The organism is Pigmentiphaga daeguensis (assembly GCF_039523035.1).
Taxonomy (GTDB): domain Bacteria; phylum Pseudomonadota; class Gammaproteobacteria; order Burkholderiales; family Burkholderiaceae_B; genus Pigmentiphaga; species Pigmentiphaga daeguensis.
In genome coordinates this window covers 43,111-66,158 of sequence record NZ_BAAAEN010000016.1, presented here as the reverse complement: position 1 = coordinate 66,158, position 23,048 = coordinate 43,111, and the positions used below count along the sequence as shown (strand labels likewise).

The 23,048-nt window shown below is 66.6% G+C and carries 21 protein-coding genes; 19 read left to right on the top strand and 2 right to left on the bottom strand.

Annotated features, from left to right (window positions below; genetic code table 11):
* Positions 1-89: 89 nt before the first annotated feature.
* The 7 genes from ABD104_RS19170 to ABD104_RS19140 all read left to right on the top strand — a co-directional run bounded on the left by ABD104_RS19170 (position 90) and on the right by ABD104_RS19140 (position 5,998).
* A complete protein-coding gene (locus tag ABD104_RS19170) occupies positions 90-1,037 on the top strand; it encodes a methyltransferase domain-containing protein (protein ID WP_087838635.1) in 948 nt (315 codons plus the stop codon).
* 190 nt (positions 1,038-1,227) lie between these two features.
* Positions 1,228-2,388 carry a cytochrome c oxidase subunit II gene (coxB, locus tag ABD104_RS19165; protein ID WP_087838634.1) on the top strand — a complete coding sequence of 387 codons (1,161 nt, stop codon included), beginning with the start codon at positions 1,228-1,230 and terminating at the stop codon, positions 2,386-2,388.
* A 111-nt stretch (positions 2,389-2,499) separates the two neighbouring features.
* A complete protein-coding gene (ctaD, locus tag ABD104_RS19160) occupies positions 2,500-4,101 on the top strand; it encodes a cytochrome c oxidase subunit I (RefSeq protein WP_087838633.1) in 1,602 nt (533 codons plus the stop codon).
* The gene (locus tag ABD104_RS19155) at positions 4,102-4,212 is read left to right on the top strand and encodes a cytochrome oxidase small assembly protein (RefSeq protein WP_217896306.1); all 111 of its coding nucleotides are present in this window, start codon (positions 4,102-4,104) and stop codon (positions 4,210-4,212) included.
* 25 nt (positions 4,213-4,237) lie between these two features.
* Entirely contained in the window at positions 4,238-4,837 is a 600-nt protein-coding gene (locus ABD104_RS19150; protein WP_132979595.1) for a cytochrome c oxidase assembly protein, read from the top strand.
* Positions 4,834-5,049 carry a DUF2970 domain-containing protein gene (locus ABD104_RS19145; protein ID WP_087838631.1) on the top strand — a complete coding sequence of 72 codons (216 nt, stop codon included), beginning with the start codon at positions 4,834-4,836 and terminating at the stop codon, positions 5,047-5,049. The genes ABD104_RS19150 and ABD104_RS19145 overlap by 4 nt, the downstream gene beginning before the upstream one ends.
* 73 nt (positions 5,050-5,122) lie before the next feature.
* On the top strand, positions 5,123-5,998 hold the full coding sequence (locus ABD104_RS19140) for a cytochrome c oxidase subunit 3 (protein WP_087838630.1): 876 nt from the start codon (positions 5,123-5,125) through the stop codon (positions 5,996-5,998).
* Positions 5,999-6,268: 270 nt separating this feature from the next.
* Here ABD104_RS19140 and ABD104_RS19135 read toward each other — a convergent pair whose 3' ends face one another.
* On the bottom strand, positions 6,269-6,469 hold the full coding sequence (locus ABD104_RS19135) for a twin transmembrane helix small protein (protein WP_087838629.1): 201 nt from the start codon (positions 6,467-6,469) through the stop codon (positions 6,269-6,271).
* Positions 6,470-6,562: 93 nt separating this feature from the next.
* Between ABD104_RS19135 and ABD104_RS19130 the strand changes: the two genes are divergently transcribed.
* From ABD104_RS19130 to ABD104_RS19110, 5 genes are read left to right on the top strand one after another with little or no spacing between them, the layout of a single operon-like run.
* On the top strand, positions 6,563-7,348 hold the full coding sequence (locus ABD104_RS19130) for an SURF1 family protein (protein WP_087838628.1): 786 nt from the start codon (positions 6,563-6,565) through the stop codon (positions 7,346-7,348).
* Positions 7,320-7,964, top strand: a complete 645-nt coding sequence (locus ABD104_RS19125; protein ID WP_343928035.1) for an SCO family protein — start codon at positions 7,320-7,322, stop codon at positions 7,962-7,964. The genes ABD104_RS19130 and ABD104_RS19125 overlap by 29 nt, the downstream gene beginning before the upstream one ends.
* A gap of 9 nt (positions 7,965-7,973) precedes the next feature.
* Positions 7,974-9,023 carry a COX15/CtaA family protein gene (locus tag ABD104_RS19120; protein ID WP_087838627.1) on the top strand — a complete coding sequence of 350 codons (1,050 nt, stop codon included), beginning with the start codon at positions 7,974-7,976 and terminating at the stop codon, positions 9,021-9,023.
* 15 nt (positions 9,024-9,038) lie between these two features.
* Positions 9,039-9,923: a heme o synthase gene (cyoE, locus tag ABD104_RS19115; RefSeq protein WP_087838626.1), complete on the top strand. Its 885-nt coding sequence runs from the start codon at positions 9,039-9,041 to the stop codon at positions 9,921-9,923.
* Positions 9,924-9,983: 60 nt separating this feature from the next.
* Positions 9,984-10,583, top strand: coding sequence for an SCO family protein (locus tag ABD104_RS19110; protein WP_343928034.1), 600 nt, complete (start codon positions 9,984-9,986; stop codon positions 10,581-10,583).
* Between the two features lie 612 nt (positions 10,584-11,195).
* On the opposite strand, the gene rpoH is transcribed toward ABD104_RS19110, so the two are convergent.
* A complete protein-coding gene (gene rpoH, locus ABD104_RS19105) occupies positions 11,196-12,110 on the bottom strand; it encodes an RNA polymerase sigma factor RpoH (protein WP_087838624.1) in 915 nt (304 codons plus the stop codon).
* Between the two features lie 266 nt (positions 12,111-12,376).
* Between rpoH and ABD104_RS19100 the strand changes: the two genes are divergently transcribed.
* The 7 genes from ABD104_RS19100 to ABD104_RS19070 all read left to right on the top strand — a co-directional run bounded on the left by ABD104_RS19100 (position 12,377) and on the right by ABD104_RS19070 (position 23,037).
* A complete protein-coding gene (locus tag ABD104_RS19100) occupies positions 12,377-13,078 on the top strand; it encodes a hypothetical protein (protein ID WP_087838623.1) in 702 nt (233 codons plus the stop codon).
* A 205-nt stretch (positions 13,079-13,283) separates the two neighbouring features.
* Positions 13,284-18,068 carry a glutamate synthase-related protein gene (locus ABD104_RS19095; RefSeq protein ID WP_132980586.1) on the top strand — a complete coding sequence of 1,595 codons (4,785 nt, stop codon included), beginning with the start codon at positions 13,284-13,286 and terminating at the stop codon, positions 18,066-18,068.
* A gap of 98 nt (positions 18,069-18,166) precedes the next feature.
* Positions 18,167-19,636 carry a glutamate synthase subunit beta gene (locus tag ABD104_RS19090; protein ID WP_087838621.1) on the top strand — a complete coding sequence of 490 codons (1,470 nt, stop codon included), beginning with the start codon at positions 18,167-18,169 and terminating at the stop codon, positions 19,634-19,636.
* 367 nt (positions 19,637-20,003) lie between these two features.
* The gene (locus tag ABD104_RS19085) at positions 20,004-20,846 is read left to right on the top strand and encodes an ABC transporter ATP-binding protein (RefSeq protein ID WP_087838620.1); all 843 of its coding nucleotides are present in this window, start codon (positions 20,004-20,006) and stop codon (positions 20,844-20,846) included.
* The gene (mlaE, locus tag ABD104_RS19080; protein ID WP_343928033.1) at positions 20,846-21,631 is read left to right on the top strand and encodes a lipid asymmetry maintenance ABC transporter permease subunit MlaE; all 786 of its coding nucleotides are present in this window, start codon (positions 20,846-20,848) and stop codon (positions 21,629-21,631) included. Before ABD104_RS19085 ends, mlaE begins: the two co-directional genes overlap by 1 nt.
* Before the next feature lie 85 nt (positions 21,632-21,716).
* Positions 21,717-22,235, top strand: coding sequence for an outer membrane lipid asymmetry maintenance protein MlaD (mlaD, locus tag ABD104_RS19075; protein WP_087838618.1), 519 nt, complete (start codon positions 21,717-21,719; stop codon positions 22,233-22,235).
* A 16-nt stretch (positions 22,236-22,251) separates the two neighbouring features.
* On the top strand, positions 22,252-23,037 hold the full coding sequence (locus ABD104_RS19070) for an MlaA family lipoprotein (RefSeq protein ID WP_087838745.1): 786 nt from the start codon (positions 22,252-22,254) through the stop codon (positions 23,035-23,037).
* The last annotated feature ends 11 nt before the right edge of the window (positions 23,038-23,048 follow it).

Here is a 23,048-nt window from a genome sequence, read left to right as displayed (position 1 = left end):
GTGGCATCATGGAGGGTGGGCGCGGCCCGTGCGCCCGGGCGCTTTTGCGCCGCAGTTTAGGGATTCCTTGGATTTTCGTGCGTGTTGCAATGACAGAAAGCTCCCATCCAGACCGCCTGCCGTCGCTGCCGCTGGCGCGCGAGCACGTCGCGCTGCAGTTCGGGCGCCGGGGCGACCTGGAGGCGGCGCAGTTCCTGTACGGCGAGATAGGCGCCCGCATGTTCGAGCGCCTGGAATACATCCGGCTGGCGCCCAAGGCCATGCTGGATGCGGGCTGCGGCGCCGGCGCGGCGCTGGAGCGCCTGCAGGCGCGCTATCCCGGGGCCGCCTATACCGGCGTGGATCTCAGCGCCGCGGTGCTGGCCCATGCGCGCCGGCTGCACCTGCCCTCGTCGGTGGGGGCCCGGCTGCGCCATTCCGCGCTGAAGCTGGCCGGCCGCGGCGCGCCGCAACTGCCGGCGTTCGTCCAGGCCGACATGGCCGGAACGGGCCTGCCGCCCGAGTCGCTGGACCTGGTCTGGTCCAACATGGCGCTGCACTGGCATCCCGAGCCGCACGCGGTGCTGGCCGAATGGCGCCGCCTGCTGCGCGTGGGCGGGCTGGCGATGTTCAGCTGCCTGGGGCCGGCGACGTTCCGCGAGCTGCGCGAGGCCGTGGCGCGGGCGGGCCTTGCCACGGCCACGCCAGAGTTCGTCGACATGCACGACTTCGGCGACCTGCTGATCGAGAACGGTTTCGCGGATCCGGTGATGGACCAGGAGGTGCTCACCTTCACCTACCGGCATGCCGACAGCCTGCTCGACGACGTGCGGCGCCTGGGCGGCAATCCCGCGCGGGGCCGCAAGCGGGGGCTGGCCACGCGCGCATGGCGCGCCCGGCTGGTCGAGGCCATCGAGGCGGGACGAGGGCCGGACGGCCTGATCCGCCTGACGGCCGAGGTCGCCTACGGCCATGCGTGGCGGGCCGCGTCGTACCGTTCGGCGCCAGGCGAGACGCACGTTCCGGTCTCGTCCATACGGCGTGGCGGAGTGCGTTGAGCCTGCTCGGAAGCGGGTCGGGTTGCTGGTCCTGTCTGGCACCCCGTATAATCCTGCGATTCTATGCGCTAGCAACATAATTATTTTCCAAGGCGCATGGTAAGGAGTTTTGTGGCGGTGGGGGCCCGCGCAAGCTGCGCACGGTGTCGGCTGCCTGAATAACACTAAACGCTGTTCTTCGAGGTCGGACATGAAGAAGTGGTTGGGTGGGTCGTTGGGGGCGTTGATGGTCAGCATGCTGGCCGGCAACGCAGCATTTGCCGTCAACGACAGCGTGGGCGGCCCGAAAGTCAATCAGCTCAATCTGCACGAGCCCGTCACCAGCATCGCGGCGCAGATCGAGTGGCTGCACTGGATGATGCTGGCCATCTGTTTGGTCATCTTCATCGCGGTGTTCGCGGTGATGTTCTATTCCATCTGGGCGCACCGGAAGTCGCGCGGCGCCAAGCCCGCGTCGTTCCACGAGAGCATAGGCGTCGAAGTCGCCTGGACCGTGATTCCGTTCCTGATCGTGATCGGCATGGCCCTGCCGGCCACCAAGACCGTGGTCGCGATGAAGGACACGTCCAATGCCGACCTGACGGTGAAGGCCACCGGCTACCAATGGAAATGGGGCTACGACTACCTGAACGGCGAAGGCGAGGGCATCTCCTTCCTGTCCAACCTGTCCACCCCGATGGAGCAGCGCAACGGTACCGAACCCAAGGGCGACAACTACCTGATCGAGGTCGACAATCCCCTGGTCGTGCCGGTCAACAAGAAGGTCCGCGTCATCACCACCGCCAACGACGTCATCCACGCGTGGATGGTGCCGGCCTTCGGCGTCAAGCAGGACGCCATCCCCGGATTCGTGCGCGACACCTGGTTCCGCGCCGAGAAAACCGGCGAATTCCGCGGCCAGTGCGCGGAACTGTGCGGCAAGGACCACGCCTTCATGCCCATCGTCGTGAAGGTCGTCTCCCAGGAGGACTATAGTAAGTGGGTCGAGGAGCAGAAGGCCAAGCTGGCCGCGCAAGCCGACGATCCCAACAAGACCTGGACGGCCGACGAACTGAAGACCCGCGGCGAAAAGGTGTTCGCGTCCAATTGCGTGGCCTGTCACCAGGCCAACGGCAAGGGCGTGCCGGGCACCTTCCCCGCGCTGGATGCCGACCCGACCGTACTGGGCCCCAAGGACAAGCAGATCGAAACCGTGCTGAAGGGCCGTCCCGGCACCGCCATGGCCTCGTTCGCGCACCTGTCCGACGTCGAGATCGCCGCCGCCATCACCTATACCCGCAATGCCTGGAGCAACGCGGGCAAGGGCCAGGATCCCGTCGTGCAGCCCGCCGATGTGAAGTCGGCCCGCTAAGGACGAGCGGCCGCCCCGCGGGGGCGGCCTGCAGTACCGGTTCAGTTTTCACATATTGAGCGCCTTCGTCACGATAGCGAAGACAGCAGTACGGAGCAGCAAGGAGCCATCATGAGCAGCACCGCGATCGATCACGCCCACGGGCACGATCATGACGACCACGCCCACGGCCATCCGACTGGCTGGCGGCGCTGGCTGTTCGCCACGAACCACAAAGATATCGGTACGATGTACCTGATCTTTTCCTTCACGATGCTGATGGAAGGCGGACTGCTGGCGCTGCTGCTGCGCACCGAGCTGTTCGAGCCGGGCATCCAGTTCTTCCAGCCCGAGCTGTTCAACCAGTTCACCACCATGCACGGCCTGATCATGGTGTTCGGCGCGATCATGCCGGCCTTCGTGGGCTTCGCGAACTGGATGATCCCGCTGCAGATCGGCGCCTCGGACATGGCCTTTGCGCGGATGAACAACTTCAGCTTCTGGCTGCTGCCCGTCGCCGCCATCCTGCTGACGGTCTCGTTCTTCGTGCCGGGCGGCGCCACCGCCGCGGGCTGGACGCTGTACGCGCCGCTGTCGGTCCAGATGGGCCCCGGCATGGACTTCGCGATCTTCGCCGTGCACATCATGGGCGCCTCGTCCATCATGGGCGCGATCAACATCATCGTGACCATCCTGAACATGCGCGCGCCCGGCATGACGCTGATGAAGATGCCGCTGTTCTGCTGGACCTGGCTCATCACCGCCTACCTGCTGATCGCCGTGATGCCCGTGCTGGCCGGCGCCATCACCATGGTGCTGACCGACCGCCATTTCGGCACCTCGTTCTTCAACGCGGCCGGCGGCGGCGATCCGGTCATGTACCAGCACATCTTCTGGTTCTTCGGGCACCCCGAGGTCTACATCATGATCTTGCCGGCGTTCGGCATCGTGTCGGCCATCGTCCCGGTTTTCGCCCGCAAGCGCCTGTTCGGCTATGCCTCCATGGTCTACGCCACGGCCTCGATCGCCATCCTGTCGTTCATCGTGTGGGCCCACCACATGTTCACGACCGGCATGCCCGTCACCGGCCAGCTGTTCTTCATGTACGCGACCATGCTGATCGCGGTGCCCACCGGCGTGAAGATCTTCAACTGGCTGGCCACCATGTGGCGCGGCTCGATGACCTTCGAGACGCCGATGCTGTTCGCGATCGGCTTCATCTTCGTGTTCACGATGGGCGGCTTCACCGGCCTGATCCTGGCCGTCGCGCCCATCGACATCCAGGTGCAGGACACCTACTACGTGGTGGCGCACTTCCACTACGTGCTGGTGGCCGGTTCGCTGTTCGCGCTGTTCGGCGGCACCTACTACTGGCTGCCGAAGTGGACGGGCGTGATGTATGACGAGAAGCTGGGCAAGATCCACTTCTGGTCGTCGCTGATCTCGTTCAACGTCACCTTCTTCCCGATGCACTTCCTGGGCCTGGCCGGCATGCCCCGCCGCTATGCGGACTACGCCGCCCAGTTCACCGACTTCCACCAGATCGCCACCATCGGCGCCTTCTGGTTCGGTCTGTCGCAACTGCTGTTCCTGTACGTCGTGCTGAAGGCCTACCGGGGCCATGGCGAGCCCGCTCCCGCCAACCCCTGGGGCGCCGAGGACGGCGGCCTGGAGTGGACCCTTCCTTCGCCGGCGCCGTACCATTCGTTCGAAACGCCGCCTCAGGTCAAGTAGATGGTCACGTCCGAGCAGCGCCGCCGCAACCGGCGCACGGGCCTTGCACTCGCAGTTCTGGTCGCCGCGTTTTTCCTCGCGGTGATCCTGCGCAAGGTCTTCCTCGGCTGACCCGATACGTGTCGCAGGTGCCCGCATGACGCATCCCGACCCCAGGCAACCCGCCAAGCCCGCGTCCGACAACCGTCGGATGCTGGGCAAGCTGGCCGTCATCATCGCGATGATGTTCGGCTTCGGCTATGCGCTGGTTCCCATGTACCGCGCCATTTGCGAGGTGACGGGCATCAACGTGCTGACCAAGGTCGACGACGATGCCGCCGCCTTCGCGCGCAATACGCAGGTCGACACCAGCCGTACCGTCAAGATCGTGTTCGATGCGAACATCCACGGTCCATGGCGGTTCCGGCCGGTGCAGTCGTCCATGGACGTCAATCCGGGCGAGCTGGCGACCATCGTCTACGAGATCGCCAACCAGCAGGACCGCGAAATGGCGGGGCAGGCCATCCCCAGCTATGCGCCCATGGTGGCCGGCCAGTATTTCAAGAAGCTGGAGTGCTTCTGTTTTTCCCAGCAGGACCTGAAAGCGCGCGAGACGCGCCAGTTCCCGGTGGTGTTCGTGGTGGATCCCAAGCTGCCGAAGGATGTGCATACGATCACGCTGTCGTATACGTTCTTCGAGGTCGGCGGACGGTCGGCCGACGTGCGGCCCGCCGCCGGGTCCGGAGGCAAGAGTTGAGCGACGACCTGAAATCGGCCGCCGGCCGCAAGCTCAATTTCTTCCAGACCCTGGGCGCGGTGCTGTGGTCCTTCACGGGTTTGCGGCGCGGGGCGGACTACCGCAACGATGCCGCCAAGCTCAATCCGATCTACGTCATCATCGCCGGTGTCGTGATGGCGGTGGTGTTTGTGGTAGTGCTGCTGCTGATCGTCAGGACGGTCGTCGGCTAGAAGAACAAGGATGGCCGGGAAGGCCGTCTCCGAATCATGTGCGGTTTTGTGGAATTCGCGAAGGAGAGTTGAGATGAGTGCAAGTCACTCGGTTTCGGGCAAGGAGGCGCCGTACTATTTCGTGCCGGCTCCATCCATGCATCCCGCCACGGCCAGCCTGGCACTGCTGTTCTTCCTGCTGGGCATGGCCCTGTGGGTCAACAGCGTGAGCGTCGGCCCATGGTTCGTGCTGGCCGGCGTGCTCGGCTTCCTCTTCGTGCTCTACCGCTGGTTCGGCGATGCCATCGCCGAGTCCACCGGCGGGCTCTACAGCAAGCGTGTCGACGTTTCGTACCGCTGGAGCATGAGCTGGTTCATCTTCTCCGAGGTCATGTTCTTCGCCGCCTTCTTCGGCGCGCTGTTCTACGCCCGCGCGTTCACCACGCCCTGGCTGTCGGACCTCGACAACCGCATGGTGCTGTGGCCGGATTTCGCCGGCGCCTGGCCCAATACCGGCCCGGCCGGGACCATCGAGCCCTTCACCGCGATGGGGCCCTTCTGGATCCCCACCATCAACACCGCCCTGCTGCTGACCTCGGGCGTGACGCTGACGATCTCGCACCACGCGCTGCTGGCCAGCAACCGCGCGAAGGCCGCCTTCTGGCTGTTCGTCACCATCCTGCTGGGCGCGACCTTCATGGGCTTCCAGGCCTATGAGTATTTCCATGCGTACACCGAGCTGAACCTCAAGCTCACCTCGGGCGCCTTCGGCTCCACGTTCTACATGCTGACGGGCTTCCACGGCTTCCACGTCACCATGGGCGCCATCATGCTGGCGGTGATGCTGCGCCGCCTGATCCGGGGCGACTTCACGGCTACCCACCATTTCGGCTTCGAAGGCGCCGCCTGGTACTGGCACTTCGTCGACGTCGTGTGGCTGGGCTTGTACCTCTTCGTCTACTGGTTCTAGAAGGGAACCCCCCCCTACGCGCTGACGCGCGCCCCCCCAGGGGGGCGGCACTGGCGGACCGGCGGAGCCGGATCCGCTGTGCCCTGGTTCGGGGGGGGGGCGTGAGACGGAAGGGGGACATGTTCTCAGCGGCCTGCGACAGTTGGCCGCTTCCCGGGGTGTGTGGGGGCAGGCACACTAGCAGGCTGGGCCTTCCGGTGAGCCGGACAGGGGCCTGCCCTTCGGGGCCGCCGGGGCCGTCCAGATGCCGCGCCGCCTGGCGCGGGCCGGTCAACGCAGGCCGGTGCTCTGGATCCAGCCCATCCAATGGGCGAACAGCACGAACAGGAACAACAGCACCGACAGGCCGATCCGGGCCGTCAGCGCGTAGACCATACGCTTGCTATTGCCGGTGTCCCTCATCAGGTAGACCAGGGCGGAACCCAAGCTGTACAGAATGCCGACGAAGGCTATGCCTACTATGATGCGCATCGAATCTCTCCTCCAGCCCGCGATTATGGCAGTCCGCGCGGTGCCGTGCGCTTCTTCCGCTGCATGAAACGCTCGGCGCCCCATCCTGCCGGCATGCCGGCGCCGATCCCGCCGGCCGGCCGCAGGCATGCCGGCGGTGGGTCGGTCCCGCTGGCCCTGGTGCTGCTGGCCGCCACCGTGGCGGTCACGGTCGCGCTGGGCCGCTGGCAACTGGGGCGGGCTCACGAAAAAGCCGCCACCCTGGCCGCGCTGGAAGCGGGCCGCGGCTTGCCGCCCTTGGCCCTGGGGCCGGAGCGGACCGCCCAGGACCTGATCCCCTGGCGGTCGGCCCAGGCCTCCGGCCACTGGCTGGCCGACCGGACGGTGCTGCTGGACAACCGCATGGCGGACGGCCGGCCGGGTTTCTGGGTCGTGACGCCGCTGGCGTTCGACGACGAGGGCCGGCAGGCGGTGGCCGTACTGCGGGGCTGGCTGCCGCGTCCCGTGCCCGACGCCCCGGTCACCGTACGTACGCCGACCGGCCCGGTCACCGTGCGGGGCGAACTCGTCCCGCGCGTGCCGCGCCTGTTCGAACTGCCCGCGTTGAGCGGGCGCAAGCGCGACGAGTTGGCATCGAGCCTGCCCGGCTGGCCCGGCGCGCCGCCCCGGGTGCAGAACCTGGAGCTGGAGACCTACGCCAAGGCCGCGGGTGTGGCCCTGCTGCCCGCCGTGCTGGAGCAGACCGGCGAAGCGCCGGACGGGCTGGTCCGCGACTGGGCCGGTCCGCCTACCAATATAGACACGCACCGCGGTTATGCGTTGCAGTGGTTTTCGTTCGCGGCCATCGCCGCCATCGCCTTTGGAGTCATCCTTGTCCGAGTCCTCCGCCCGAAACGCTAGCGGCGCCGTCGTCCGGCCACGGCGCTCGCTGTTCGCCCTGTACGCGGTGCTGGCGATCTGCGCCGCGCCCGTGGTGGCGGCCGCGCTGGTCTATTTCCTGGAATGGCGTCCGGGCAGCGCCGGCACCAACTACGGCGACCTGGTCGAGCCGCAGCGCCCGGTTCCGCCGGCCGAGCAACTGCAATTGACGGACCTGGACGGCACGCCGTTCGACCTGCGCAGCCTGAACGGCAAGTGGGTCATGGTGGCCGCCCACGGCGGCGACTGCGGCGACGAGTGCGCCAAGAAGCTCTACATCATGCGCCAGACGCATGCCAGCACGGGCAAGAACGTGGGGCGCATCGAGCGCGTCTGGCTGATCCTGGACGACGAGCCCGTGCCGACCGTGGTCATCCGCGCCTACGAAGGCACCCACATGGTCCGCGCCCGGGCCGAGCAGGTGGGGCGCTTCCTCGCGCTGCCGCCCGGCGTCGACGCCACGCCCGCGGCGCTCGGCCAGCACATCTGGCTGGTCGACCCTCGCAACAACCTGATGCTGCGCTTCCCCGAGAATCCCGATCCCCTGCGCCTGCGCGAGGACATCGGCAAGCTGCTGCACGCGTCGCGCATCGGCTAGGGCGGGACCATGGACACGCAACGCCTCGAAGAGGGCACCACCCGGATCCGCGCCCGCTACGCCAGGCTGGTGGCGATCACGATGTTCCTGACCTTCGACCTGATCATGTTCGGCGCCTTCGTGCGGCTGACCGATTCCGGCCTGGGCTGCCCCGACTGGCCGGGTTGCTACGGCAATGCGTCCCCGATCGGGGCGCGGCATGACATCCACGCCGCCGCGACGGCCATGCCCGAAGGACCGGTTACACTATCCAAGGCCTGGATAGAGATGATCCACCGCTACGCGGGCACCCTGCTGGGCATGCTGATCATCGGCATCGTGTTCATGGCCTGGCGCCACCGCAAGGCGCTGGCACAGTCCCCCTGGCTGGCCACGGTGATCCTGCCGGCGGTCTGCCTGCAGGGGGCCTTCGGCGCCTGGACCGTCACCCATCAACTGATGCCGGCCGTGGTCACCGCCCACCTGCTGGGCGGGATCAGCCTGCTGGCGCTGCTGACCTGGCTGTCGGCCAGGCAGACCGTGCTGCCGGATATCGTGCCGGAAGCCGGACGTTGGCGGAAATACGTGGCGGTCGGCCTGGTGTTGCTGTATACGCAGCTGGCGCTGGGGGGCTGGGTCAGCACGAATTACGCGGCGCTGGCCTGCATGGATTTCCCGACCTGCCACGGCCAGTGGCTGCCGGACATGGACTTCGGCGGCGGCTATTCGATCGTGCGCGGGCTGGGCGAGCTGCCATCGGGCGAGATCATCTCGCAAAGCGCGCTGACCGCCATCCACTGGACGCATCGCAATTTCGCGTTCGTGGTCCTGATCTACCTGGGCGGATTGGCGCTCAGGTTGCGCCGATACGACGGCCTGCAGGGGCCGTCGCGGGCGCTGCTGGCCATGCTCGTGGTGCAACTGCTGACCGGGCTGACCAGCATTTTCCTGCAATGGCCTATAGTGATCGCCGTGCTGCATAACGGCGGGGCCGCCGTCCTGACCATCCTGTGCGTGACGCTGCTGGTCAGGCTGGGACGGGCCCGCCACGCGCCGGATGGCGGCGCGAGGGCCTACTGAAGTTCGGGAATCCTCATGGAAAGCATTACTGTGTCTACCGTCAGTCTGCGTCTTCGGCAATATTGGGTGCTGACCAAGCCTCGCGTCAGCCAGCTTGCCGTTTTCTGCGCGGTCATCGGCATGTTCCTCGCCACCCCCGCCGTGCCGCCGTGGCAGACCGTGATCGCGGCGACGATAGGCATCTGGCTGCTGGCGGCGGCCGCCTTCGCCATCAACTGCCTGATCGAGGAGCAGGTCGACGCGCGCATGGCCCGCACCGCGCACCGGCCCACCGCGCGGGGCGACATCGGCGCGCTGCAGATTATCGCCATGTCGGGCGTGGTCGGCGGCCTGGGCATGACCGTGCTCTACACCCTGGTCAATCCGCTGACCATGTGGCTGACCTTCGCGACCTTCGTCGGCTACGCCATCATCTATACCGTCATCCTGAAGCCCCGCACGCCGCAGAACATCGTGATCGGCGGCCTTTCCGGCGCCATGCCGCCGGCGCTGGGCTGGGCCGCCGTGGCCGACAGCGTCCCGGCCGAGGCGTGGCTGCTGGTACTGATCATCTTCATCTGGACGCCGCCGCATTTCTGGGCCCTGGCGCTGTACCGCACCAAGGACTACGAGAACGCCGGCCTGCCCATGCTGCCCGTCACGCACGGCCAGAAGCTCACGCGGCTGCACATCCTGCTGTATTCCGTGGCGCTGTTCGCCACCACGCTGCTGCCCTACGTGATCCGCATGAGCGGCCTGGTCTACCTGGCCAGCGCCGTGGCCCTGGGGCTGGTGTTCGTGGGCTATGCCTGGAAGCTCTACCGCAGCTACAGCGACGAGCTGGCGCGGCGCCTGTTTCGCTATTCGATCCTGTATCTGTCGCTGCTGTTCGCGGCCCTGCTGGTCGATCACTGGTTGTGAGGGACGTCCGCCCGTGTCCGGGCGGATTCTCCCTCCGTTTGTCGTCATTGAGGGTTAGTCATGGCCGAGTTTGCTGTTTCCCGCCGTTTCGTCCTGCGCGCCGGCGCTGCCGCCGTGGCGGCGGCGATGTTGGCGGCTTGCCAGAAGAAGCCTTCGTTCAACAGCACCGACGTGAGCGGATCGGATCTGGGAACGGATCTGTCCCTGACGGATTTCAACGGACAGCCGCGCACGCTGCAGGACTTCAAGGGCAAGGTCCTGGTGGTGTTCTTCGGCTTCGTGCAGTGTCCCGACGTGTGTCCGACCACGCTGGCCGAGTTCGTGCAGGTCAAGAACAGCCTGGGCAAGGACGGCGACAAGGTCCAGATCGCCTTCGTGACGGTGGATCCCGAGCGTGACACGCCCGAGATCCTGCGTGCGTACGTGACCCAGTTCGACCCCAGCTTCCTCGGGCTGCGCGGCGACGCCGATGCCACCGCCCGCGTGGCCAAGTCCTTCAAGGTGTTCTACGCCAAGGTCCCCGGCAAGGAGCCCGGTTCCTACACCATGGACCACACCGCCGGCGTCTACATCTACGACCCCGACGGCCACCTGCGCCTCTTCGCCCGCCACAATGCCGGCGTCGACGCCCTGGCCAGCGACATTCGCCAGCTGTTATAGCCCCCCTACGCGCTGACGCGCGCCCCCCAGGGGGCGAAACCGGCGGACTGGCAAAGCCAGATCCGCGGTTTCCTGGGTCTAGGGAAACTATCTTGGACTTAAGCACGGCTGCTACCGCTGGCAGCCAGCGACAGCACCGGTGCCGCACACTCCAAGAAACGGGTACTAGACCCAGGATGCGGTGGATCCGGCTCCGCCGGTCCACCCGCATCGCCCCCTTGAGGGGGCCCGCGTAAGCGGGTAGGGGGTGGGCTCCCCCTAAAAAAACGGGACACCGAAGGTGTCCCGTGGAATATCCGCCTCAAGTGGGGGGGAGGGAGGAGAAAAGCAGAGGCGGATGTATCGGCTGGTACCGGCAGACTGCGCCGGAAGAAACGTCGAGCGGGGGGAAGCCCGACATTCCGACACGAGGGCGTTGCACCCAAAGCGTGTCCCACCTGATGGTTAGTCCACGCCCAGGCGGGGAAGTTCACCCGCCACCCGTGTTTCCACGTAAATTTCCGCCATTTCTGTAACTTCGTGTGACGGCTGTCGCGCCCAAATAAAAAGGGCGGATCCGGTGCTCCGGAATCCGCCCTCGGGCTCGTGTCGCCCTGGCCGCTGCCTGCGGGGTCAGGCGTACTCGGCCAGCGCTCCGCGCATCTTGGTCATGGCGCGGGCCTCGATCTGCCGGATGCGCTCGGCGGACACACCGAATTCGTCCGCGAGTTCCTGCAGGGTGGCGCCACCTTCGTCTTTCAGCCAGCGCGCCTCGATGATGCGGCGCGACCGCTCGTCCAGGCTATCCAGCGCTTGCAGCAGTCCGCTGCCGTGCAGTTCGTCGCGGCGGCGTTCCTCGAGGATGGCGCTGGGCTCGTGCTGGCCTTCGTCCGACAGGTAGGCGATAGGGGCGAAATCGTTTTCGCCGTCATCGGTGCCACGGCCTTCCAGGGCCATGTCCTGCCCGTACAGGCGCACTTCCATCTCGGTCACGTCCTGCGGCCGCACGTTCAGGCTGGCGGCGATTTCCTCGACCTGCTCCGGCGTCAGCGCATGCGAGTCCGGTTTCAGGCTGCGCAGGTTGAAGAACAGCTTGCGCTGGGCCTTGGTGGTCGCCACCTTGACCAGGCGCCAGTTCTTCAGGATGTACTCGTGGATCTCGGCCTTGACCCAATGGATGGCGAAGGAGACCAGCCGTACGCCGCGGTTGGGGTCGAAGCGCTTGACGGCCTTCATCAGGCCGACGTTGCCTTCCTGGATCAGGTCGGCGTGCGGCAATCCGTAGCCCAGGTATTGGCGGGCGATGGCCACCACCAGGCGCAGGTGCGACAGCACCAGTTCGCGGGCGGCGTTGAGGTCCTGCTTTTCCTGGTAGCGCAGGGCCAGGTCGTGTTCCTGCTCGGCCGTCAGCACCGGCAGGCGGTTGACGGCGCCGATATAGGCTTCGATCGTGCCAAGGGCGCCCGGGTTGGCGATGGCCAGGGCCAGCGCGCCCGGACCGCTTGTGGCGGGTGCGAGGACGTTGGACTGATTCGACGAACGTTTCATAAACGGCTTACCTCCATGTCTGAAGGTTAGCACTCTCGAACAAAGAGTGCTAATGGGTGTTTTTGATGGGTGCGATAAAGCGATTCGATCGCTGTGCAATGCAGCACGGCGAGCGGACCCGGTCGGGACGGCGCCGGAGGGGAGCCGATGGGGACCGGGCTTGGGCGGGCGATCAGGGTTTCATACTGCATAGACCATGAAATCGGCGTATCGTTCGCGGAAACCTGCATTTTCCGACCTTCTATATTGATGCGTCCCCAATAAACATGGCCCGCCTTCCCCGCCTGTACGCTCCGGATCTTCCCCATCTCGCCCAGGCCCGTTTCACGGTTCCCCTGTCGGCGGGGGGCGACGGCGGCGCCATGCTGGACCAGGTGGCCGCCTGGCTGGAGGCCGACGCCCGGCAGCACGGCGTGGCCGTTCATGGGTGGGCGCTTACTTTCGATCAACTGTTGCTGATGGCCACGCCCTCGGGCCCAGGCGGGATTTCGGCCGTGATCCAGTCCCTGGGACGCCGCCTGGCCGCCCGATTACATATAGGCAGGGTCTTTGCCGGCCGGTTCCGCTCCACGCTGGTCGAGCCGGGCGCCTGGGTGCTGCCCTGCCTGATCTGGCTCGAGACGGTCCCGCTGCGCCAGGGGCTGGCCGGCGATGCGGAATTGTGGCGCTGGTCCTCGGCCCCGGCGCACGTGGGGGCCGCGGCGGCGGGGCTGCTGCACGACCATGCCGACTATTGGGCCTGCGGCAATACGCCGTTCGACCGGCAGGCCAACTACCGCGCCAGAATGGCCGAGGGCGTGGCGCCCTCGGCGGCGCAGCGCATCGAACAGGCGCTATACGGCCAATGGGCCTTGGGTGGGCCGGCCTTCGTGCAGTCGCTCGAGGGCACCAGCAGCCGGCGCGCCGCGGCCAGCAAGCGGGGGAGGCCCCGGAAACAGCCGCGAGCAGAGGATGAAAACGCACGGTAATGGTGCGACCCCAATTTAATTTCCTCGATTTGTAGCCTGGATAATAATTGGGGACGTTCCCCTTTTTATTTTTCTTGCAGCCCCTGGTGCGCCGCAGTATCGTCGTTTTCCCCTGGCGCTGCTCCTGTGCGCGCCGGGTTCGGAATTCCCGATGTCCAGTACCCGGATTCGTGCCCGGCACGCGAGTCCTCCAGCGGAGCGCACCATGCCCCTATCCAGCCAGGATCACCTCTCGGCCCCGTCGTCCCGGACGGCCGTCATCGACGCTTCGCGCATCGGCCTGCCCGCGCCGCGCCAGCCGGACGCCCAGGGCCTGTACGACCCGTCCAACGAACACGACGCCTGTGGCGTGGGTTTCGTGGCCCACATCAAGGGCCAGAAAAGCCATTCCATCATCCAGCAGGGCCTGAAGATCCTCGAGAACATCGACCACCGCGGCGCGGTGGGCGCCGATCCCCTCATGGGCGATGGCGCCGGCATCCTGATCCAGATCCCCGATGCGCTGTACCGCGAGGAAATGGCCGCCCAGGGCGTGGTCCTGCCCGCTCCCGGGGAATACGGGGTGGCGATGGTGTTCCTGCCCCAGGAAATAGGGTCGCGGCTGGCCTGTGAGGCCGAGCTCGAGCGCGCCGTGCGCGCCGAGGGCCAGGTGGTGCTGGGCTGGCGCGACGTGCCCATCGACAAGGACATGCCGATGTCGCCCAACGTGAAGAGCATGGAACCGGTCATCCGGCAGCTCTTCATCGGCCGGGGCGGCGACGTCATGGTGCCCGACGCGCTCGAGCGCAAGCTGTATGTCATCCGCAAGATGGCCTCGCACGCCATCCAGAAGATGCACCTGAAGCACGGCAAGGAATACTTCGTGCCGTCCATCTCCAGCCGCACCGTGGTCTACAAGGGCCTGCTGCTGGCCGACCAGGTGGGCCGCTACTACCGCGACCTGGCCGACGCGCGCGCCGTCACGGCGCTGGCCCTGGTGCACCAGCGTTTCTCCACCAACACCTTCCCCGCCTGGCCGCTGGCCCACCCCTATCGCCTGATCGCCCACAACGGCGAGATCAACACGGTCAAGGGCAACTTCAACTGGCTGCGCGCCCGCGAAGGCGTGATGCAGTCGCCGGTGCTGGGCGAGGACCTGAAGAAGCTCTATCCCATCGTCTACGAAGGCCAGTCCGACACCGCCACGTTCGACAACTGCCTCGAACTGCTGGTCATGTCCGGCTATTCCATCTCGCACGCCATGATGATGATGATTCCCGAGGCCTGGGAACAGCATGCCGAGATGGACGAGGCGCGCCGTGCCTTCTATGAATACCATGCCGCGATGATGGAACCCTGGGACGGCCCGGCCGCCATCGCCTTCACCGACGGCCGCCAGATCGGCGCCACGCTGGACCGCAACGGCCTGCGCCCGGCGCGCTACATCGTCACCGACGACGACCTGGTCATCATGGCTTCGGAGTCGGGCGTGCTGCCGGTCCCGCAAAGCAAGATCGTCAAGAAGTGGCGCCTGCAGCCGGGCAAGATGTTCCTGATCGACCTGGAGCTCGGCCGCATCATCGACGACAAGGAACTGAAGGACCAGCTCGCCAACAGCAAGCCGTACCGCCAGTGGATCGAGCGCATCCGCATCAAGCTGGACACGCTGCCCGAACCCGTCCGCGAAGAGGTCGAGGAAGGCCGCTCGTCCGTGCCCATGCTCGACCGGCAGCAGGCATTCGGCTGGACGCAGGAGGACTACAAGTTCATCCTGCGCCCCATGGCCGCGCTGGGCGAGGAAACCACGGGCTCGATGGGCAACGACGCGCCGCTGGCCGTGCTGTCCAACAAGAACAAGAGCCTCTACAACTACTTCCGCCAGCTGTTCGCGCAGGTCACCAACCCGCCCATCGACCCCATCCGCGAAAACATGGTGATGTCGCTGGTGTCGTTCATCGGGCCCAAGCCCAACGTGCTCGACATCAACAACGTGAACCCGCCGCTGCGCCTGGAAGTGGCGCAGCCGGTGCTGGACTTCGCCGACATGGCGCAGATCCGCCACATCGAGCGCGTCACGAACGGCAAGTTCAAGAGCTTCGAGCTGGACATCACCTATCCGGCCGCCTGGGGCAAGGAAGGCATCCAGGCCCGGGTCGCGGCGCTGTGCGCCCAGGCGGTGGATGCCGTCAAGAGCGGCTACAACATCCTGATCGTGTCCGACCGGCTGGTCGACGCGAACCGCGTGCCCATTCCCGCGCTGCTGGCCACCTCGGCCGTGCACCAGCATCTCATCCGCGCCGGCCTGCGCACCAGCACCGGCCTGGTGGTGGAAACCGGCTCGGCGCGCGAGGTGCATCATTTCGCGCTGCTGGGCGGCTACGGCGCCGAGGCGGTGCACCCCTACCTGGCGATGGAGGCGCTGGCCCACGAGCACGAGCACGACGCCAAGGTGCCCGTGGACAAGGCCATCTACAACTACGTCAAGGCCATCGGCAAGGGCCTGCAGAAGGTCATGTCCAAGATGGGCATCTCGACCTACATGTCGTACACCGGCGCCCAGATCTTCGAGGCCGTGGGCCTGAACCGTCCGCTGGTCGAGCAGTATTTCCCGGGCACCGCCAGCAACATCGAGGGCATCGGCATCTTCGAGGTGGCCGAGGAATCCCTGCGCATGCACAAGGCGGCCTTCGGCAATGACCCGCTGCTGGACGGCGCGCTGGACGAGGGTGGCGAATACGCCTTCCGGATCCGCGGCGAAGAGCACATGTGGACGCCGGACGCCATCGCCAAGCTGCAACATTCCACCCGTGCGGACAACTACCGCACCTACAAGGAATACGCGCAGATCATCAACGACCAGAGCAAGCGCCACATGACGCTGCGCGGCCTGTTCGAGTTCAAGTTCGACCCTGCCCACGCCATTCCGCTGGCCGAGGTCGAGCCGGCCAAGGAGATCGTCAAGCGCTTCGCGACCGGCGCGATGTCGCTGGGGTCGATCTCGACCGAGGCCCACTCGGTGCTGGCGATCGCGATGAACCGCATCGGCGGCAAGTCCAATACGGGCGAGGGCGGCGAGGACGAACTGCGCTATCGCGCCGAACTGCAGCACGGCAAGGCCGGCATCAAGGACGGCGACACCCTGGCGTCGGTGCTGGGCGCCGACCGCGTGGTGGCCGACGTGCCGCTGAAGGCCGGCGATTCGCTGCGTTCGCGCATCAAGCAGGTGGCCTCGGGACGCTTCGGCGTATCGGCCGAGTACCTGGCCAGCGCCGACCAGATCCAGATCAAGATGGCGCAGGGCGCCAAGCCCGGCGAGGGCGGCCAGCTGCCCGGCCACAAGGTGTCGGAATACATCGCCAAGCTGCGCTTCTCGGTGCCGGGCGTGGGCCTGATCTCGCCTCCGCCGCACCACGACATCTATTCCATCGAGGACCTGGCCCAGCTCATCCATGACCTGAAGAACGCCAATCCCCAGGCATCCATCTCGGTCAAGCTGGTGTCCGAGGTCGGTGTCGGCACGGTGGCCGCGGGCGTGGCCAAGGCCAAGTCCGACCACGTGGTGATCGCCGGCCACGACGGCGGCACCGGCGCTTCGCCCGTGTCGTCGATCAAGCATGCCGGCACGCCGTGGGAACTGGGCCTGGCCGAGACGCAGCAGACCCTGGTGCTGAACCACCTGCGCGGCCGTATCCGCGTGCAGGCCGACGGCCAGATGAAGACCGGCCGCGACGTCGTGATTGGCGCGTTGCTGGGCGCCGACGAATTCGGGTTCGCCACCGCGCCGCTGGTGGTCGAAGGCTGCATCATGATGCGCAAGTGCCACCTGAATACCTGCCCGGTGGGCGTGGCCACGCAGGATCCCGTCCTGCGCGCCAAGTTCCAGGGCAAGCCCGAGCACGTCGTCAACTTCTTCTTCTTCATCGCCGAGGAAGTGCGCGAAATCATGGCCCAGCTGGGCATACGCAAGTTCGACGACCTGATCGGCCGTTCCGACCTGCTCGACATGCGTGCCGGCATCGAACACTGGAAGGCGCGCGGCCTGGACTTCAGCCGCGTGTTCCACCAGCCGCGCGTGGCGGCCGACGTGGCCCGCCTGCACGTGGATGAACAGGACCACGGCCTGGCCAAGGCGCTGGACCACCAGTTGATCGAGCGTGCGCGTCCCGCCATCGAGCGTGGCGAGAAGGTCTCGTTCATCACGACGGTGCGCAACGTGAACCGCACCATCGGCGCCATGCTATCCGGCATGGTGGCGCGCAAGTACGGCTACGAGGGCCTGCCCGACGACACCATCCACATCCAGTGCAACGGCACCGCCGGCCAGAGCTTCGGTGCCTTCCTGGCCCATGGCGTGACGCTGGACCTGGTGGGCGACGGCAACGACTACGTCGGCAAGGGACTGTCCGGCGGCCGCATCATCGTGCGCTCGCCCAATGATTTCCGCGGCCATGGGCCCGAGCACATCATCGTCGGCAATACCGTGCTGTACGGCGCGCTGTCGGGCGAGGCCTACTTCAACGGCGTGGCGGGCGAGCGCTTCGCGGTGCGCAACTCGGGCGCCGCGGCGGTGGTGGAAGGCGTGGGCGACCACGGCTGCGAATACATGACCGGCGGCACCGTGGTGGTGCTGGGCGAGACCGGCCGCAACTTCGCCGCGGGCATGTCGGGCGGCGTGGCCTACGTCTACGACCCGGACGGCGCCTTCCGTCTGCGCGCCAACATGGCCATGGTCGAGCTCGAGGAAGTCGTTCCCGCGGCGGTCCAGGAGAAGGAAGGTTCGCAGCGCCTGTGGCACAGCATGGTGCGGGGCGGCGAGCGGGATACCGACGAGGCCATCCTGCGCCGCCTGGTCGAGAACCATTTCCGCTACACCGGCAGCTTCCGCGCCCGCGACATCATGGATGCCTGGGAGACCGCCCGCACCCGGTTCGTCAAGGTCATGCCGACGGAGTACCGGCGCGCGCTGGGCGAAATGTGGGATGCCCGGAATCCGCAGAAGCTGGCCGCCTAGGCACGCCCTGCCGCCGGGAGGCGGCGTGAACCGTAATGAAGAATCGGAGCCGGCGCGGCGCACGCGCCGGCTCCAAACAGGATAGTCAGGAAAGAGCCATGGGTAAGGTCACCGGATTTCTGGAATACCAGCGTCTGCAGGAAGCCGCGGAAGCGCCTGAGCAGCGCGTCAAGCACTGGAAGGAATTCGTCCTCCATCTGAACACCGAGCAGGCCAAGCAGCAGGGTGCCCGGTGCATGGACTGCGGCATTCCGTTCTGCACGAACGGCTGTCCGGTCAACAACATCATTCCCGACTGGAATGACCTGGTGTACAGGCAGAACTGGAAGCAGGCGCTGGCGGTGCTGCATTCCACCAACAATTTTCCCGAGTTCACCGGGCGCATCTGTCCGGCGCCCTGCGAGGCGGCGTGTACCCTCAATATCAACAGCGATGCCGTCGGCATCAAGTCGATCGAGCACGCCATCATCGACCACGGCTGGGAGCACGGCTGGGTGGTGCCGGCCTCGCCCAAGGCCAAGACGGGCAAGAAAGTCGCGGTGGTCGGCTCCGGCCCCGCGGGGCTGGCCTGCGCGCAGCAACTGGCGCGCGCCGGCCACGACGTGACCGTGTTCGAGAAAAGCGACCGCATCGGCGGGCTGCTGCGCTACGGCATCCCCGACTTCAAGCTGGAAAAGTGGCAGATCGACCGCCGCATGGCGCAGATGGAGCAGGAAGGCGTCGTGTTCCGTCCCTCGACGTTCGTGGGGCGGCCCGAGGACGCCAAGGCGCTGGGCATCTCCGCCACCGTGAAGACGCCGCAGGAACTGCAAGCCGAGTTCGACGCCATCGTCGTGTCGGGCGGGGCGGAAACCCCGCGCGACCTGCCGGTGCCGGGCCGCGAACTGCAGGGCGTGCATTTCGCGATGGATTTCCTGCGGCAGCAGAACAAGGTGGTGGCGGGCGACAAGCTCAAGGACCAGATCATGGCCACCGGCAAGCACGTCATCGTGATCGGCGGCGGCGACACGGGCTCGGACTGCGTGGGCACCAGCAACCGCCATGGCGCGGCGTCCGTCACCCAGTTCGAGGTCATGCCGCAGCCCCCGGTATCCGAGAACAAGGAACTGACCTGGCCGTACTGGCCGCTGAAGCTGCGCACCTCCTCGTCCCACGAAGAGGGCGTGGACCGCGACTGGGCGGTGTCGACCAAGGCCTTCAAGGGCAAGAACGGCAAGGTGACCTCGCTCGTGGCCTGCCGCGTCGAGTGGGTGCGCGGCGACAACGGTCAGATGAAGATGGTCGAGGTCGAGGGCTCCGAGTTCGAGTTGCCCGCCGACCTGGTGCTGTTCGCCATGGGGTTCGTGTCGCCCGTGCAGCAGGTGCTGGAAGCCTTCGGTGTCGAGCGCGATGCCCGGGGCAACGCGCGGGCCAATACCGACGACTACCGCACCAACGTCGACAAGGTCTTCGCGGCCGGCGACATGCGGCGCGGCCAGTCGCTGGTGGTCTGGGCCATCCGCGAAGGCCGCCAGTGCGCGGCCTCGGTCGATACCTTCCTGATGGGGGCGACCGAGCTGCCTCGCTGACATTAATCCGCGCTTAAAAGCGCGGTGGCATCATGCCCCGAGTCGTCCGGCCGGACCTCGGGGCGTTTTTCATGTGGATACACCGGCGAGCCGGGCGTTTGTTGTAAAAACGTAAACCGGCGCGGGGCGCCGTGGTTCATAATCTGCACTCTTCCATGGGCCATGCCGGGCTTCGGCGCGCCATGGACAGGACGAGCATGCGCCGCCGGCAAATCGCGGCGTATGCGCCGGGGGACAAAACCCGCTGCTGCCTAAGGGTTAGCACGGTGCCCAGGCGTGCTGCTGTTAGAATCCCCCGCTGGATTCCCCTCGAACCCACCGGTTTTTTGCAAGCAACGCCCATCTTTTCAACTCTTCTTGCCTCTACATGCCTGATTCGGCACGATCTACGCATTCCCCCACCGATGTGGCGCTAGCCTTCGACGGCCTGTCGGTGGGCTATGGCGACCGTGTCATCCTGCGGGACGTCGACATGCAGGTCCGTCGCGGGCAGGTGGTGGCCATCATGGGCGGCTCCGGGTCGGGCAAGACCACGCTGCTGCGCGCGGCCACGGGCCAGTTGCCGCCCCAGGCGGGCAGGGCGTTTGTGCTGGGCGAGGATATCGGGCAGTTGTCGGGCGACCGCCTGTTCGATCTGCGCAAGCGCATGGGCGTGCTGTTCCAGCAGGGGGCGCTGTTCACGGACCTGGACGTCTATGAGAACGTGGCGTTCCCGTTGCGCGAGCACACCTCCATGACCGAACAGCAAATCCTGGAACGGGTGTTGTCCAAGCTGGACGCCGTGGGCCTGAAGGCGGCCGCCTTCCTGCGGACCTCGGAAATCTCGGGCGGCATGGCGCGCCGGGTCGCGCTGGCGCGGGCCGTGGTGCTGGAACCCGAGCTGATCCTGTACGACGAGCCGTTCGCCGGCCTGGATCCGATCTCCATGGGCGTGACCGCCCAGTTGATCCGGACCATGACCGACCGGCTGGGCTGCGCGTCGGTGCTGATCACGCACGATGTGCAGGAGTCCTTCCACATCACGGACCAGGTCTACCTGCTGGGGCGCGGGACCGTCGTCGCCGGCGGTACGCCGGCCGAACTGTCCGCGTCGCAGGATCCGTTCGTGCACCAGTTCCTCCACGGCGAGCCCGACGGCCCGGTGGCTTTCCAGTATCCCGAAACGCCTGCCTACCAGGCCTGGCTCGAGCGCCAGCGGAGGGTGCGCTGATGGCCCTGACCCGTTTCCTGATCTCGGTGGGCGCCGGCACGCGCGCGTCGCTGGTGGGCCTGGGCACGTTCGCCCGGTTCTTCGTCGAGCTGCTGTTCAAGAGCGGCACCGCGCTGCGCCGTCCGCGGCTGGTGGTGCAGCAGATCCACTTCATCGGCAACTATTCGCTGGTGATCATCGCCGTATCCGGCCTGTTCGTCGGCTTCGTGCTGGGGCTGCAGGGGTACTACACCCTGAACCGCTACGGTTCCGAGCAGGCGCTGGGCCTGCTGGTCGCGCTCAGCCTGGTGCGTGAGCTGGGCCCGGTCGTGACCGCGCTGCTGTTCGCCGGCCGAGCCGGCACCTCGCTGACCGCCGAAATCGGCCTGATGAAGGCGGGCGAGCAACTGTCGGCCATGGAGGTCATGGCCGTGGATCCCGTGCGCCGGGTGCTGGCGCCGCGCTTCTGGGGCGGCATCATCGCCATGCCGCTGCTGGCGGCGGTGTTTTCCGCGGTCGGTATCCTGGGCGGCTGGGGCGTGGGCGTGCTGCTCATCGGCGTGGATGACGGCGCCTTCTGGTCGCAAATGCAGAATGGCGTCGATGTCTGGAAGGACGTGGGCAACGGCGTGCTCAAGAGCATCGTCTTCGGGGTGGCGGTCACGCTGATCGCGCTCTACCAGGGCTATTACGCCAAGGCCACGCCCGAGGGCGTGTCGCGCGCGACCACGCGTACCGTCGTGGCCGGGTCGCTGGCGGTGCTGGGCCTGGACTTCCTGCTGACGGCCTGGATGTTCGGCAACTAAACAAGGCGCGGCGCCCGTCGGGCGGCCGTTGCAAGCAATTGGCTTAGGGACCCGCCGCGTGGGCGGGGTACCGGAGGAATACGAGATGTCGCGAGAAAAAGTCGATCTCTGGGTGGGAATATTCGTGCTGGTGGGCGCACTCGCCCTGGTCTTCCTGGCCTTGAAGGCAGGCAACCTGCTGAGCGTGCTGTCGGTGGGCAAGACCTATGCGGTGACGGCCAATTTCGACAACATCGGTGGGCTCAAGCCGCGCGCGGCGGTCAAGAGCGCCGGCGTGGTCGTGGGGCGGGTGTCCAGCATCGCGTTCGACGACAAGATGTTCCAGGGCGTGGTCACGCTGGACCTGGACGCGCGCTACCAGTTTCCCACCGATTCGTCCGCCAAGATCCTGACCTCGGGGCTGCTGGGCGAGCAGTACATCGGCATCGAACCGGGCGGCGACGACAAGAATTTCGCCCCCGGCGACAAGATCCGCTATACCCAGAGCGCGGTCGTGCTGGAGAACCTGATCAGCCAGTTCCTCTACAGCAAGGCTGCCGAGGGTGGTACCGGCAAGCCGGCGGAAGGCGGTTCCGCGGGCTCGGCAGAGCCCGCCGCGAAATGACGACGAGTGTATGAAGATGAATAAGAAAATCCTGGCATTGATGCTGGCGGCAGGGCTGGCGGGCTGTGCCACCGCCCCGGAAGGGCGGCCGGCCGACCCGCGGGATCCCCTGGAGGGATTCAACCGCAGCATGTACAAGTTCAACGACACGGTCGATCGCGCCGTGCTCAAGCCGGTGGCGCAGGGCTACGTGAACGTGGTGCCGTCGCCGGTGCGAAGCTGCGTGCGCAACATGTTCGCCAACGTGGGCGACGTGATGTCGGCCATCAACAGCTTCCTGCAGAACCGTGCGCCGGACGGCATCAACACCACCTTCCGCGTCCTGCTGAACACCACGATGGGCGTGTTCGGCTGCTTCGACCTCGCCACGCAGAACGGCCTGCCCCGCAACAAGGCCGATTTCGGGCAGACCCTGGGCGTCTGGGGCGTCGGCGCCGGCCCGTACCTGGTGCTGCCGCTGCTGGGGCCCAGCACCATCCGCGACGCGGGCGGCACGGCGGTCGATTTCCTGGCCGATCCGGTGGCCGTCGGCAATATCGACAACGTGCCCGTGCGCAACAGCGTCTACGGCCTGCGTGTCGTGAACGCGCGCGCCAACCTGCTCGAAGTGGGCAACTTGCTCGACCAGGTCGCCCTGGATCCCTACACCTTCACCCGCGATGCCTACCTGCAGCGGCGCGCCAGCCTGATCCGCGGCGCCAGTGGCGCGGAGGGGGCGTTGCCGGACTATTCTCTGCCCAACTACGACGACGATGACGATGCCGCGGCGCCCGCTCCGGCGTCGGGTGCACCGCAAAAGTAAGGATTTCCATG

Coding starts and splice junctions, on each gene's coding strand:
- ABD104_RS19155 (WP_217896306.1), top strand. CDS start 4,102: ATGGTCACGTCCGAGCAGCGCCGCCGCAACCGGCGCACGGGCCTTGCA.
- ABD104_RS19120 (WP_087838627.1), top strand. CDS start 7,974: ATGGACACGCAACGCCTCGAAGAGGGCACCACCCGGATCCGCGCCCGC.
- ABD104_RS19135 (WP_087838629.1), bottom strand. CDS start 6,469: ATGCGCATCATAGTAGGCATAGCCTTCGTCGGCATTCTGTACAGCTTG.
- ABD104_RS19110 (WP_343928034.1), top strand. CDS start 9,984: ATGGCCGAGTTTGCTGTTTCCCGCCGTTTCGTCCTGCGCGCCGGCGCT.
- ABD104_RS19170 (WP_087838635.1), top strand. CDS start 90: ATGACAGAAAGCTCCCATCCAGACCGCCTGCCGTCGCTGCCGCTGGCG.
- mlaE (WP_343928033.1), top strand. CDS start 20,846: ATGGCCCTGACCCGTTTCCTGATCTCGGTGGGCGCCGGCACGCGCGCG.
- mlaD (WP_087838618.1), top strand. CDS start 21,717: ATGTCGCGAGAAAAAGTCGATCTCTGGGTGGGAATATTCGTGCTGGTG.
- ABD104_RS19090 (WP_087838621.1), top strand. CDS start 18,167: ATGGGTAAGGTCACCGGATTTCTGGAATACCAGCGTCTGCAGGAAGCC.
- ABD104_RS19140 (WP_087838630.1), top strand. CDS start 5,123: ATGAGTGCAAGTCACTCGGTTTCGGGCAAGGAGGCGCCGTACTATTTC.
- coxB (WP_087838634.1), top strand. CDS start 1,228: ATGAAGAAGTGGTTGGGTGGGTCGTTGGGGGCGTTGATGGTCAGCATG.
- ABD104_RS19095 (WP_132980586.1), top strand. CDS start 13,284: ATGCCCCTATCCAGCCAGGATCACCTCTCGGCCCCGTCGTCCCGGACG.
- ctaD (WP_087838633.1), top strand. CDS start 2,500: ATGAGCAGCACCGCGATCGATCACGCCCACGGGCACGATCATGACGAC.
- ABD104_RS19085 (WP_087838620.1), top strand. CDS start 20,004: ATGCCTGATTCGGCACGATCTACGCATTCCCCCACCGATGTGGCGCTA.
- ABD104_RS19150 (WP_132979595.1), top strand. CDS start 4,238: ATGACGCATCCCGACCCCAGGCAACCCGCCAAGCCCGCGTCCGACAAC.
- ABD104_RS19130 (WP_087838628.1), top strand. CDS start 6,563: ATGCCGGCGCCGATCCCGCCGGCCGGCCGCAGGCATGCCGGCGGTGGG.
- cyoE (WP_087838626.1), top strand. CDS start 9,039: ATGGAAAGCATTACTGTGTCTACCGTCAGTCTGCGTCTTCGGCAATAT.
- ABD104_RS19070 (WP_087838745.1), top strand. CDS start 22,252: ATGAATAAGAAAATCCTGGCATTGATGCTGGCGGCAGGGCTGGCGGGC.
- ABD104_RS19100 (WP_087838623.1), top strand. CDS start 12,377: ATGGCCCGCCTTCCCCGCCTGTACGCTCCGGATCTTCCCCATCTCGCC.
- rpoH (WP_087838624.1), bottom strand. CDS start 12,110: ATGAAACGTTCGTCGAATCAGTCCAACGTCCTCGCACCCGCCACAAGC.